Source organism: Leisingera sp. M527 (assembly GCF_025141525.1).
Taxonomy (GTDB): Bacteria; Pseudomonadota; Alphaproteobacteria; order Rhodobacterales; family Rhodobacteraceae; genus Leisingera.
Map to the genome: position 1 here is coordinate 625,477 of NZ_CP081037.1, position 12,747 is coordinate 638,223.

A 12,747-nucleotide genomic window follows, 5' to 3' on the forward strand; every position below is an offset into this window, starting at 1 on the left:
AATTCAGCGCTTCGGAATTGCTGCACCTTGCCTGAATGACTGCATTTCCTCTTGCTATGCAGCGGGTGATTTTCGGCAGTGCGGCGGGTAGGCACGCTGCGAGCGCGCGCAGCGAGAACTCAGCACGTCCGCAATGGGCTCTCTGACCGAATTCGCCGCGCAAGCGACGGACGGCTGCTCTGTTGAAATCACATGGGCCAAGAGCGTGCACACCTCAAATATCGGAACGCTCACTGCCCATGCTATCGTTGCGGCCAGATGGTGACCGAGGCATCACGGTGGATATTTTCAGCCAGATGAAGAGAGGATCCTTTATTCTTCTGGCCTCAAATATCCCGGAGCGCGAGGCAGAGCCTCGCTTCAGGCCTTCCAGTCAAAGAACCCCTTACCGGCTTTCTCCAGTAGCTTTGCCGCCATTTCCCGACCCAATTCCGCACCGTCTTCCACCGGGCAGGTCTGATCATCGTTGATCGCTTCGGAACCATCCGGGCGCAGCACTTCGCCGCGCAGGCGCAGGGTGGGGCCGTCGAGTTCGGCAAGGCCCGCAATCGGAGTCTCGCAGGAGCCGTCAAGCGCCGCCAGAAAGGCGCGTTCGGCTGCCAGGCGCTGGCCGGTTTCGCCGTCATGAATTGCTGAGAGCATCTCGGCGGCGCGGCTGTCATCCGCGCGCCGTTCAATGCCGATGGCGCCTTGTGCCACTGCGGGCAGCATGTCGCTTGTTTCGATCGCTGTGGCAGGCACATCCGCCATCTCCAGCCGGTTGAGGCCGGCCATTGCCAGGAAGGTGCATTCCGCGGCACCCTCGGACAGTTTGCGCAGCCGGGTCTGCACGTTGCCGCGGAACTCTACCACGTTCAGATCGGGACGGCGGTTCAAGAGCTGCGCGCGGCGGCGCAAGGATGACGTGCCGACCACCGCGCCCTCGGCCAGGTCATGAAGCGATTTGAGAGACGGGGAAATGAACGCATCGCGCACGTCCTCGCGCGGCAGATAGGTGTCCAGCGCCAGCCCCTCCGGCTGCAGCACCGGCATGTCCTTCATCGAATGCACCGCGATGTCGATGGCACCGGACAGAAGATCCTCTTCGATCTCCTTGGTGAACAGCCCTTTGCCGCCCAGCTCTTTCAGCGGCTTGTCCGCTGCGATCAGTGCCTGATTGTCGCCGGTGGTCTTGATCACCACGATCTCGAACGCCTCCTGCGGCAGGCCGAAAGCGGCGGCCAGGCGGCTGCGGGTCTCATGGGCCTGGGCCAGTGCCAGCGGCGATCCGCGGGTGCCGATTTTCAGGGGCGAAGCGGGGGTGGGCAGGGTCAGTGTCATAAGAAGAAGCCTTAAATCAGTTTGCGCCCCGGAGGAAACCGGTTTTTGCCTCTCTCACATGCCCGGGGAGGCGGCTTTGATATAGGACAAGGCGCTTGGGGGCAGGGCGCGGCACATCGCCCCTGCTCTTGACATTCCGAGGCGCAGGCGTGACCTCAGAGGGCGATGTATACGGGCGATTGATAGCGAGGATGACCATGGGTGGACAAAAGAAGCTGCTGCGCGCATTGGCGGGTGAGAAACAGGATGTGCCGCCGATCTGGATGATGCGTCAGGCGGGCCGCTATCTGCCGGAATACCGCGCGACGCGGGCCGAGGCCGGGGATTTCCTGTCGCTTTGCTACAATCCTGAATTGGCCGCCGAAGTGACCCTGCAGCCGATCCGCCGCTATGGCTTTGACGCGGCGATCCTGTTTGCCGATATCCTGCTGATCCCGCAGGCGCTGGGGGCGGATCTGTGGTTTGTCACCGGCGAGGGCCCGCGGCTGTCGACCCTCACCACGCAGAGTGACTTTGCCAAGCTGGGTCCGGCATCGGATATCCACGAGACGCTGAACCCGATTTACGAGACTGTCCGCATCCTGTCCCGCGAATTGCCGTCCGAGACGACGCTGATCGGTTTTGCCGGCGCGCCCTGGACCGTTGCAACCTATATGATCGCGGGCCGCGGCACCCCGGACCAGGGCCCGGCCCATGCCCTGCGCGAGGAAAACACCGCGCTGTTCGAGGCGCTGCTGGCGCGGATCACCGAAGCCACCATTGACTATCTGTCCAAGCAGATCGAAGCGGGTGCCGAAGTGGTCAAGATCTTTGACAGCTGGGCCGGGTCGCTGAAGGGCGAAGCGTTCCAGAAATATGCGCTGGAACCCTGCCGCCAGATCACCGCGGCGCTTAAAGAACGGCATCCGGGCATTCCGGTGATTGGCTTCCCGCGGGAAGCGGGCGGCAAATATGCGGGCTTTGCCAAGGCCACCGGAATTGATTGTGTGGCGCTGGACAATTCGGTGGATCCGGCCTGGGCTGCGGCCCATGTGCAGGCGGACGGCTGCGTGCAGGGCAATCTGGCGTCCCGCCACATGGTGACCGGCGGGCAGGACCTGGTGGATGAAACCCGCCGCATTGTTGATGCCTTCAAGAACGGCCCGCATATTTTCAATCTGGGTCATGGTATCACGCCGGATGCGGACCCGGACAATGTGCAGCTGATGATCGACACGGTCCGCGGCGGCTGAGCGGTTCAGCAGCGGCCCGGCCTTGTGCCGGGCGGCGGTTTCGGGCATCAGCGCAGCAGCACGCGCCGCGAATAAGGACATAACGGTGGATTACGGTAAATCTGGAGCACCCAAAATGGGCAAGAATAAACCTCGTCACGCCGAACATAATGCCAAGGGAACCAAGAAGAACCCCTTTGGCAAGCAGTCGGACAAGACCGAGCTGCTGAAGCGTATGAAAGCGGCAGCCGAGAAACCCAAGAAAGAAGACTGAGCCTATTTTAGGCTCAATTCCGCCAGGATTTCGTCCGTATGCTGTCCGCGCGCGGGGATTTCCGGCGGGGTCCATTCCGGCTGATCTGAAAACCGCGGGGCAGGAGCAGCCTGCAGCACGCCCTGCGCCTCGGCCCATGTGCCGCGGGTGTTCATCGGGTGCGCCAGGGCTTCCTCGGGGTTCAGCACCGGGGCGACGCAGGCGTCAGTTCCCTCAAAAAGCACCGCCCAGTGATCACGCGCCTGGCTGGCGAAAATCCCGGCGAGGCGGCCTGTGAGCGCGGGCCAGAGGGCTTTGTTGAACTGCTGACGGAACGCTGGATCCTCGGCCAACTGCAGCTTTTCCAGAAACAGCGCATAGAATTTCGGCTCCAGGCATTGCACCGAGACATAGCCGCCGCAGGCACAGGCATAAGTGCGGCTCCAATGCGGCCCGTCGAGCAGGTTTGCGCCGCGTTGCACGCCGAAGTTGCCGGCCTGGCGGATGCTCATCAAGAGGTTCATCATATGGGCCGAGCCGTCATAGATTGCGGCATCCACCACACAGCCGCCGCCGGTTGTTTTGGCCCCGAGGATACCTGCCAGCATCCCCGCCACCAGATACATCGCGCCACCGCCGATGTCGCCGACCAGCGTGGCGGGTGTTTGCGGCACATCGCCGGGGCATGACGCATACCAAAGCGCGCCGGACAGCGAGATATAGTTCAAATCATGCCCCGCCGCATGGGCCAGCGGGCTGTCCTGCCCCCAGCCGGTCATGCGGCCATAGACCAAGGCGGGATTGACCGCGTGGCAGGTTTCCGGACCAAGGCCCAGCCGTTCCATCACGCCGGGGCGGAAACCCTCGATCAACCCGTCAGCGGCGGCGGCCAGAGCCAGAAAGGTTTCGACATCAGCTGGCTCTTTCAGGTCCAGCTCAATCGATCGTTTGCCCCGGTCCAGCAGCGAGCGTTCCGGCATTCCGGGGGTGACGGCGCCGCCCTTGCGGTTGACGCAGATCACCTCGGCCCCGAGGTCGGCCAGTGTCATTGCGGCAAAGGGACCGGGGCCTAGGCCTTCGACCTCGAGAATACGGATCCCTTGCAGCATTTCGGTCCCTTTCGTGATGCCCGGCTGGATCAGTCTGCGGCGGCTCAGCTGCTTTGGGCAAGCTGCTGGCGGAACTTCCGTGGCGGCAGTCCGGTGCCCTTGGCAAAGATCCGGCTGAAATGAGCGGGATCGGTAAAGCCCAGTTCATAGGCGATCTGCGCCGCGGTCAGGTTGGTGTAGATCAGCAGCCGCCGCGCCTCGCGCAGGACACGGGCGCGGACCAAGGCCGAGGCCGGCTGGCCGGTGGCCTGATGGGCGATGCGGTTGAGGTGGGTTGCAGAGACAGCCAGCGCGCAAGCGTAGTCCGCCAGCGGGCGCCGCAGGCGGAAGTCGCGCTCTACCAGCGCCTCGAACCGGGCAAACAGCGGGCTGACCCGGGCCTGCGGATCCTCTCCCTGGGCGGCGGCGATGGCGCGGGCGGCCAGCGCGGTAACCGACAACGCTAGTCCGCGCAGTATCTGCGCGCGGCCAAAGCCCTTGTTTCCATATTCCCGGAACAGGCGCGCAGCCAGGCTTTGCAGCCCTTCGGGCAAGGGTAGGACGGCAGGCAGATCCAGCGGTGCGCGCATCCCTTCGCCCGGTGCCAGGCTCTGGTCCAGCAAGTCCGAAGCGAGTGTGATCACCCAACCGCCGGTGCCGTTGCCAAAGCGGAATCCATGCACCACGCCTCGGGGCACGTTTATCAGGCAGGGCGGGGACAGGGCGTGGCTGTTTCCGTCAATCTCCGCCTCTCCCGAACCGCCGGTCAGCACCAGTATCTGGTGCAGCCGGGCATGGCGGTGCGGCCTCAACTCCCAATCATACAGCTCGGACCGGCTGCGGATGGTCTCCACATGCAGGATATCGGCAAGTTCCGCGGTCTCGCCAAACAAGTTGTAGGTGTCGATGGAGGTTTGCGTCTGCATGTTTGAAATGTACAAGAACTGGCGCGTTGGGTCCATTCGCAAAGATGTGTGCGCAGCGCATAATTCACCCTGCAAGCACAAGTCGAAAAATCGGGGAACGCGCATGTCCACGCATCAGACGCAGGTTGTCATTATTGGCGGCGGGCCTTCGGGGCTGCTGCTGTCGCAGCTGTTGCATCGCCAAGGGGTCAGTTCAATTGTTCTGGAAAAGCACAGCCGGGCGCATGTGCTGGGCCGGATCCGGGCCGGGGTGCTGGAACATGGCTTTGTCAATCTGATGCGCGAGGCCGGCTGCAGCGGCCGGATGGACCGCAAAGGAGAGATCCACGAGGGGTTTCATATTGCTCATCAGGGGCGGCTGGACCGGATTGACCTGGCGAAACACACCGGCGGCGAGACGGTAATGGTCTACGGCCAGACCGAGGTGACCCGCGATCTGTATGAGGCGCGCGACGCGATGTGTGGTGAGGTCCTGCATGAGGTGCAGAATGTGCAGCCGCATGGGCTGACAGATGCGCGCCCTTATGTGACCTGGGAGCAGGATGGCGCATCGCAACGGGCAGACTGCGACTTTATCGTTGGCGCCGACGGCTTTCACGGGGTCAGCCGCAAATCTATTCCGGCGGAGGTGCTGAAAGAATACGAAAAGGTCTATCCCTTTGGCTGGCTTGGGGTTCTGTCGGAAACACCGCCGGTCGCGGAGGAACTGATTTATGCCCGCCATGAACGGGGGTTTGCGTTATGCTCGCTGCGCAGCCGGGTGCTGAGCCGTTACTACATCCAGGTGCCTTTAACGGACCGGGCCGAAGATTGGAGCGATGCAGCCTTCTGGGCCGAGCTGAAGCGCCGCCTGCCGGAACAGGTGGCAGGGCAATTGGAAACCGGCCCGTCGATCGAGAAGTCCATTGCGCCCTTGCGCAGTTTCGTGGCGGAGCCGATGCGGTACGGCAATCTGTTCCTGGCGGGCGACGCAGCCCATATTGTGCCGCCGACCGGGGCCAAGGGGCTGAACTCGGCGGCCTCGGACATCTACTACCTCTACCATGGTTTCCTGGACCACTATCTGCAGGGCGACAGCAGCGGGCTGGACGATTATTCCGAAAAGGCACTGGCGCGGGTCTGGAAAGCGGAGCGGTTCAGCTGGTGGATGACCAACCTGCTGCATCGTTTCCCGGAAGGCACAGAGACCGATCTGCGGTTGCAGCGGGCGGATCTGGACTATCTGTTCTCTTCAGAGGCGGCGCGGGCCTCGCTGGCGGAGAATTACGTCGGATTGCCGTATTAGGCGCGGAGCCTCCCGCAGGGCAAGCGCATCCGCCGGCCAAGAAACGGCTGGCTCCCGCGCCTTTGCCATGCATCAAGGATACAAGGCAAAGCCTTGGGCCCGGCGCCGCGCTGGTGCGCGGCGCCGGGCCCGTCTGCGGCAAGCCGTCCCGGCCGGAGCGGCGGCGCCTGAAAGCTGTCCCGGTGGATGCGTAAACCTGGCCTGACTGTCTTAGAGCTGCAGACGCCGCTGGAGCACGGCAGCAGCGTGCGCAGCACACTGCCCGGCCCAACGCTGCCCAAGGTCCGGCGTCAGCCGGCCGCCAGGGCGGGGGCGGGAGCGCCCCAGGCAACAGTCAGTCTTTGGCTGGCAGGGCGCGGGTTTTCAGCCAGATCCAGCAGCGCGGCGCCGAAATCCGCAAAGGAGATCTGCGACACACCAGCTGCGTCTGTCAGCAGCGTATCAGTGCCAAGCTGGTATTGGCCGGTCAGCGGCCCCTCTGTCAGCAGCGCGGGCGGACGCAGGCAGGTCCATTCCACCCCGGTTTCCTGCTCCAGCATGGCGTCTTGCACCGCGCAGGCTTCGGCAATCAGGCGGGAACCTTCAGGCAGGAAACCCGGCGCGCTCAGCACCGTGTAACCGCTGCCATCCCCCAGCTTCAGCAGCGCCGCGCCGCCTGTTACCAGGGCCGGAACGCCGGCGTGGCGCGCTGCCTGCACCGCGGTGCGGGTCAGCGGGATCAGGTCATCTTCACGCCCGGCAGGCGGGCGCAGGGCGCTGATGACCAAATCATGGCCTGCTGCCGCGTTGACCGCGGCCTGCGGATCCGTCAGCAGGTCCAGCGGCAGCGGAGTGACCAAGGGGCTGATTGCGGCAAGGGCTGAAGGCGCGCGCGATACGGCCGTTACCTGATGGCCGCGCTGTGCTGCGGCCTTTACGGTTGCACTGCCCACGTCGCCGGTGGCGCCGAAAATGATGATCTTCATTGTATGCTCCTTGATTTATCTTGATATCGAGATAGCGTGCATAAATCTCGACGTAAAGATAAAATAGCAAAGATTGACGCCGCGGCAGTTACGCCGCTTTTGCTGACCTCAGCGGTGCAGATCAGGGGCTCGGACCAATGCCGGCTTGGCAGGGGGCTGCGGTGCGGCTAGGTCTGAGAGGAACCGGAAACATGCGCCAGGGAGGCCAAGCCCATGCAGATGAGTGACCAGAAGGAGATCGCCGCCGATCCCGCAACCGTCTATGCGGCGCTGCTGACGCCGGAGGTGCTGAAGGCCTGTGTGCCCGGTGCACAGGAGGTCACCGGCACGCCGCAGGAGGGGTTCGAGGCCACAGTCACGCAAAAAGTCGGCCCGGTCAAAGCCACCTTCAAAGGCCAGGTCAGCCTGTCGGATCTGGTGGAGAATGAAACGCTGACCATTTCCGGTGAAGGCAAGGGCGGCGCGGCCGGCTTTGCCAAGGGCGGGGCGGTTGTGACGCTGGCGCCATCGGACACAGGCACGCTGTTGTCGTATGAGGTTGAGGCCAAGGTCGGCGGCAAGCTGGCACAGCTTGGCAGCCGCATCATCGACGGTTTTGCCAAAAAGATGGCGGATCAGTTTTTTGCCAATCTGCAGGCCCATCTGGCACCGCAGGAGGAGGCCGAAGGAGACGGGGAAACCCCGGCTGACGGCGAAGCCCCGGAAGGCAGCGGAAAAAAGGGCTGGTTCAGCAAGGTAACAGGCCGCGGTTGAGCCAACCTGTCAGCTCTGCGCAGACGCACAACCGCGTCTGCAAGGCGAGGGCTGGCAGAGGCGGCACGCCGCCGTTAGGGTGGCCGGGATTTGACAACATGCCGGAGGCACCATGTCGCCCATCCTGTCCATCCGCGATCTGCGCAAGGTCTATGACGGCGGTTTCGAGGCGCTGAAAGGCGTCTCGCTTGATATAGAAGAAGGCGAGATTCTGGCTCTGCTCGGCCCCAATGGCGCGGGCAAGACGACCCTGATTTCTACCATTTGCGGCATCACCACCGCAACTTCGGGCAGTGTCAGCGTTGGGGGTTTCGACAATGTGGCAGAGTTCCGCGCCGCCCGTGCACTGATCGGGCTGGTGCCGCAAGAAATCACCCTGGAGCCTTTTGCCAAAGTGCATGACACGGTCAGTTTTTCGCGCGGCCTGTTCGGTAAGCCTGCTGATCCGGCGCGGATCGAGGATATTCTGCGCAAGCTGTCGCTGTGGGAAAGACGGGACGCCAAGGTCATGGAGCTGTCCGGTGGCATGAAACGCAGGGTGCTGATTGCCAAGGCGCTGGCGCATGATCCGCGCATCCTGTTCCTGGATGAGCCGACGGCGGGCGTGGATGTGGAACTGCGCAAGGACATGTGGGCGATCGTGGCTGAGCTGAAGGCCGGCGGTGTCACCATCATCCTGACCACCCATTACATCGAGGAAGCCGAAGCGATTGCGGACCGGGTCGGTGTGATCACTGGCGGCGAATTGCTGCTGGTCGAAGCGAAAGAACAGCTGATGGCCCGGATGGGGCAGAAACAGCTGGAGGTGCAGCTGACCACGCCGGTTGACGCCATTCCGGAAGCGCTGGCGCAGCATGAATTGCAGCTGGTGAACGGCGGGGGTGCGCTGCTTTATACCTATGACACAAGGGCCGAGCGGACCGGCATCACCACATTGTTGAATGACGTGGCGCAGGCCGGGCTGGTGCTGGCGGATGTGCAGACACGGGAATCCAGCCTGGAAGATATCTTTGTCGGGCTTGTGTCAGGGGATGGGGCTTCGGCGGGCGCAGTTCAGGGGGACGCAGCATGAACTGGACAGCGGTCGCAACCATCTACAAGGCGGAAATGGCGCGGTTCTGGCGCACTTTTCTGCAAAGTTTCATCTCGCCGGTGTTGTCCACATCGCTTTACTTTGTGGTCTTCGGCAGCGCCATCGGCAGCCGGATCCAGGAGGTTGACGGGATCGACTACGGAGCCTTTATCGTGCCGGGGCTGATCATGCTGTCGGTAATCACCCAGAGCATATCCAATGCGTCCTTCGGGATTTATTTTCCGAAGTTCATCGGCAACATTTACGAAATCCTGTCGGCCCCGATTAATTTCCTTGAGGTGGTCGCGGGGTTTGTCGGCGCGGCGGCAACCAAGTCGCTGTTCATCGGCGTGGTGATCCTGTGCACGGCGTCGCTGTTTGTGGATCTCTCCATCCAGCACCCGATTGCGATGGTGGCGTTTCTGGTGCTGACCTGTCTCAGCTTCTCGCTGATGGGGTTCATTATCGGCATCTGGGCCGGGAATTTTGAGCAGCTGCAGCTGGTACCCCTGTTGGTGGTGACGCCGCTGGTGTTCCTGGGCGGCTCTTTCTACTCAATCTCGATGCTGCCGCCGGTGTGGCAGACCATCACCCTGTTCAACCCGGTGGTCTATCTGGTGTCGGGTTTCCGCTGGGCGTTCTTTGGCCAGGCGGATGTGCCGGTCTTGCTGAGCCTCTGCGCTATCGGCGGCTTTACCCTGGCCTGCATGGGCGTCGTCTGGTGGATCTTCAAGACAGGCTGGCGCATCCGGGCCTGATCCGGCGGCTGGATGCGGTGCGGGGGAGGCTCCCGCCCGCAGCGGGTGCCCGTTGGGCGCCCTCCCGGTTGGGCCCGGCACGCTGCGCGTGCCGGGTGTTGCGTCATTAACCGATAGAGCACGCTGCGCCGCGCGGCAGCGCGGCGCCCGGCCCAACGGGAGGGCGGATGCTGCAAGCAGCCTGCCTGACGGGCGGGAGCCTCCTGGGGTATTTGCCGGGTGCAAACCAGCGTTGCATTTATGCCCGCGGCTGTGCGGTTTTTGCCTTTCACCACAATTCCCCGGGACGCGCACCTTGTTTCACCCCGGGCGGCTCTCTACATCGGCGCCATGAGATTTCGCCTGCCTTTCCTGAAAAGACAGCCCTTGGTGGCAGTAGTGCGCCTGAATGGCGCCATCGGAATGCCCGGCCGCGGCTCGCTCAGCGATGCGGCCCTGGCGTCGGTGCTGGAACGTGCTTTCCGCAAGGGCAAACCTGCCGCGGTGGCGCTGGAGATAAACTCGCCCGGCGGCTCGCCGGTGCAAAGCTCGCTGATCGGCGCCCGCATCCGACGCCTGGCGGAAGAGCTGAACATCCCGGTCTACGCCTTTGTCGAGGACGTTGCGGCCTCGGGCGGCTATTGGCTGGCGGCCTCAGCAGATGAGATCTGGGCTGATGCCAGCTCGGTGCTGGGCTCGGTCGGGGTGATTTCCGCGGGCTTTGGCGCTCATGTGCTGCTGGCCCGCCAAGGCGTGGAGCGCCGGGTCTATACTGCGGGCGAGAGCAAATCCATGCTGGATCCGTTCCGCCCGGAAGATCCCGAGGATGTGCAGCGTCTGAAGGTGATCCTGAACGACATCCACGCCAATTTCATCGACCATGTCACCGACCGCCGCGGCGCCAAGCTGCACAGCGAGGAAAACCTGTTCACCGGCGAGATCTGGCTGGCCCGCAGGGCCTTGGACCTGGGGCTGATCGACGGCATCGGCCACCTGAAACCCAAGATGCAGGAGCGTTTCGGCGACAAGGTCCGCTTCCGCCGCTATGGGCTTAAGAAGCCGCTGCTCAGCCGCTTTGGCATGCAGGTCGCACAGGATGCGCTGGCCGGGATCGAGGAGCGGGCGGAATACGCGCGTTTCGGCCTCTGACGTGCTGTTCAAGATTGTTGCACTTTTTCTGGTGGTGATGGCGGTGCTTGCCATGTTCGGCAAGCTGCGCTTTCCAGGCCAGAAACAGATCAATTCCAGGCGTTGCCCCTCCTGCGGCCGCTTCCGGATCGGCAAAGGCCCCTGTGCCTGCAAAAAAGGAGATCGTGGCAAATGATGCCATGGCTGTATTCGGCTTTGGGCCTGGTGATCCTGCTGCTGGCAGGCGATGCGCTGGTGCGCGGGGCGGTGAACCTCAGCCTGCGGCTGGGAGTGCCTGCGCTGATTGTCAGCCTGACGATCGTGGCCTTTGGCACCTCGGCGCCGGAACTGCTGATTGCCATCAGTGCGGTGCATGAGGGCGCCGATGGAATTGCGATGGGCAATGTGGTCGGCTCCAACACTGCCAACATTCTGCTGGTGCTTGGCATTCCCGCGCTGATGCGGGCCTTGCACACCAGCGAATGCAACACCCGCAAAAACTATGTCTTCATGCTGGCAGCTTCGGTGCTGTTCATCGGTCTTGCTTTTTGCGGCACCTTCACCGTCTGGTCAGGCTTGATCCTGCTGGCTGCGCTCTCTGTTGTGCTTGGAATAGCCTTTCGCGAAGCGCGCAATCACCGGCGCAATGGCAAAGGCAGCAGCTGTGCAGCTGACGTGGACCTGGAAGAGATTGAGGAAGCCGATCCGGACATGCCATATTGGCGTGTTTGCACCTATCTGCTGCTGGGCCTGATCGGCCTGCCGCTGGGCGCCGATCTGCTGGTTGACAATGCCACCATCATTGCCCGCACCTACGGGATCAGCGAAACCGTGATCGGCCTGACCCTGGTAGCGGTTGGCACCTCGCTGCCGGAGCTGGCGACCACTGTCATGGCAGCAATGCGCCGCCAGGCCGATGTGGCGCTGGGCAATGTGATCGGTTCCAACATGTTCAACCTGCTGGCCATCATCGGTATCGCCACCTTTATCGGCCCGATCACTGTGGACCCGGAATTCCTGCGGTTCGATCTTTGGGTGATGCTGGCGGCCTCGCTGCTGCTGATCCCGTTTGTCTTCCTGAAACAGGACATCACCCGCATCTGGGGTGTTATTCTTACGGCGCTCTATCTGGCCTATATGGCCGTGCTGTTCTAACTCTTTCACTGCAGCGGCAGCAAGGAGGCGGAGATGCGGGCATTGGTGACCGGAGCGGGCAAGCGGCTGGGCCGGGCGATGGCGCTGGAACTGGCCGCGCGCGGGTATGACGTTGCTGTCCATTTTTCGTCCTCGGCTCCGGAGGCTGCGGATACAGCGCAGCAGATCCGCGCCCTGGGGCGGGATGCGGCGGTGCTGCAGGCGGATCTTTTGGACGAAGAACAGACACAGGCCTTGCTGCCCCGTGCGGCTGAGGCCCTGGGCGGGCCGGTCACTTGCCTGGTCAACAATGCCTCGGTTTTTGAGCATGACACGCTGCCCACCGCCACACGGAACAGCTGGGACCGGCATCTGGACAGCAACCTGCGGGCGCCCTTCGTGCTGCTGCAGGCAATGGCCGCGCAACAGGTGCCGCTGGAGCGGGACGCGGGCGGCGAGCCGCACGCCTGGGGGCTGGCGGTCAACATGATCGACCAAAGAGTGCGCAAACTGACACCTGAATTCACGAGCTACACGCTGGCGAAGTCTGCGCTGTGGACACTGACACAAACAGCCGCCCAGGCCCTGGCGCCGCAGATCCGGGTCAATGCCATCGGACCGGGGCCAACCTTGCAGGGGCCGCGGCAAAGCCGGGAGCAGTTTGCCCGCCAGCGCGCAGCCACAATCCTGCAGCGGGGCGCGGATGCCGGGGACATCACCGCAGCCCTGTCCTATTTGCTGCAGGCCAAGGCGGTCACCGGGCAGATGATCTGCACCGATGGCGGCCAGCATCTGGGCTGGCAAACCCCGGACAGCGACGGGCTGGAGTGACGCAAACAGGGATCAAAACGTCCCTTTCCCCAAAAGTTTTGCAC

13 protein-coding genes are annotated in these 12,747 nt (G+C 63.2%); 9 read left to right on the top strand and 4 right to left on the bottom strand.

Going from position 1 to position 12,747, the window contains the following annotated elements:
• Window positions 1-360: 360 nt before the first annotated feature.
• The gene (hemC, locus tag K3555_RS03175) at window positions 361-1,320 is read right to left on the bottom strand and encodes a hydroxymethylbilane synthase (protein WP_260007361.1); all 960 of its coding nucleotides are present in this window, start codon (window positions 1,318-1,320) and stop codon (window positions 361-363) included.
• Between the two features lie 197 nt (window positions 1,321-1,517).
• Here hemC and hemE point away from each other — a divergent pair, with 197 nt between their 5' ends.
• Together hemE and K3555_RS03185 are read left to right on the top strand one after the other, a co-directional pair.
• Window positions 1,518-2,552 (top strand): uroporphyrinogen decarboxylase, encoded by a 1,035-nt coding sequence (gene hemE, locus K3555_RS03180; RefSeq protein WP_260007362.1) that lies wholly within the window; start codon window positions 1,518-1,520, stop codon window positions 2,550-2,552.
• 115 nt (window positions 2,553-2,667) lie between these two features.
• Entirely contained in the window at window positions 2,668-2,805 is a 138-nt protein-coding gene (locus tag K3555_RS03185; RefSeq protein WP_164982652.1) for a hypothetical protein, read from the top strand.
• 2 nt (window positions 2,806-2,807) lie between these two features.
• Here K3555_RS03185 and K3555_RS03190 read toward each other — a convergent pair whose 3' ends face one another.
• Together K3555_RS03190 and K3555_RS03195 are read right to left on the bottom strand one after the other, a co-directional pair.
• Window positions 2,808-3,893, bottom strand: coding sequence for a CaiB/BaiF CoA-transferase family protein (locus K3555_RS03190; protein WP_260007363.1), 1,086 nt, complete (start codon window positions 3,891-3,893; stop codon window positions 2,808-2,810).
• A gap of 44 nt (window positions 3,894-3,937) precedes the next feature.
• Complete coding sequence (locus K3555_RS03195) at window positions 3,938-4,798, bottom strand: helix-turn-helix domain-containing protein (RefSeq protein ID WP_260007364.1); 861 nt, start codon at window positions 4,796-4,798, stop codon at window positions 3,938-3,940.
• Window positions 4,799-4,901: 103 nt separating this feature from the next.
• Here K3555_RS03195 and pobA point away from each other — a divergent pair, with 103 nt between their 5' ends.
• Complete coding sequence (pobA, locus tag K3555_RS03200) at window positions 4,902-6,083, top strand: 4-hydroxybenzoate 3-monooxygenase (RefSeq protein WP_260007365.1); 1,182 nt, start codon at window positions 4,902-4,904, stop codon at window positions 6,081-6,083.
• Window positions 6,084-6,373: 290 nt separating this feature from the next.
• Here the strand turns inward: pobA and K3555_RS03205 are convergent, their stop codons facing one another.
• Window positions 6,374-7,048, bottom strand: coding sequence for an NAD(P)-dependent oxidoreductase (locus K3555_RS03205; RefSeq protein WP_260007366.1), 675 nt, complete (start codon window positions 7,046-7,048; stop codon window positions 6,374-6,376).
• Window positions 7,049-7,261: 213 nt separating this feature from the next.
• On the opposite strand from K3555_RS03205, the gene K3555_RS03210 reads away from it, so the two are divergent.
• The 6 genes from K3555_RS03210 to K3555_RS03235 all read left to right on the top strand — a co-directional run bounded on the left by K3555_RS03210 (window position 7,262) and on the right by K3555_RS03235 (window position 12,703).
• A complete protein-coding gene (locus K3555_RS03210; protein ID WP_259990015.1) occupies window positions 7,262-7,801 on the top strand; it encodes a CoxG family protein in 540 nt (179 codons plus the stop codon).
• A 112-nt stretch (window positions 7,802-7,913) separates the two neighbouring features.
• Window positions 7,914-8,873, top strand: coding sequence for an ABC transporter ATP-binding protein (locus tag K3555_RS03215; RefSeq protein ID WP_260007367.1), 960 nt, complete (start codon window positions 7,914-7,916; stop codon window positions 8,871-8,873).
• Complete coding sequence (locus K3555_RS03220) at window positions 8,870-9,631, top strand: ABC transporter permease (RefSeq protein WP_260007368.1); 762 nt, start codon at window positions 8,870-8,872, stop codon at window positions 9,629-9,631. Before K3555_RS03215 ends, K3555_RS03220 begins: the two co-directional genes overlap by 4 nt.
• A gap of 330 nt (window positions 9,632-9,961) precedes the next feature.
• Complete coding sequence (locus K3555_RS03225; protein WP_260007369.1) at window positions 9,962-10,759, top strand: S49 family peptidase; 798 nt, start codon at window positions 9,962-9,964, stop codon at window positions 10,757-10,759.
• A gap of 171 nt (window positions 10,760-10,930) precedes the next feature.
• A complete protein-coding gene (locus K3555_RS03230; protein ID WP_260007370.1) occupies window positions 10,931-11,893 on the top strand; it encodes a calcium/sodium antiporter in 963 nt (320 codons plus the stop codon).
• 33 nt (window positions 11,894-11,926) lie between these two features.
• Window positions 11,927-12,703: an SDR family oxidoreductase gene (locus K3555_RS03235; RefSeq protein WP_260007371.1), complete on the top strand. Its 777-nt coding sequence runs from the start codon at window positions 11,927-11,929 to the stop codon at window positions 12,701-12,703.
• Window positions 12,704-12,747: the final 44 nt, after the last annotated feature.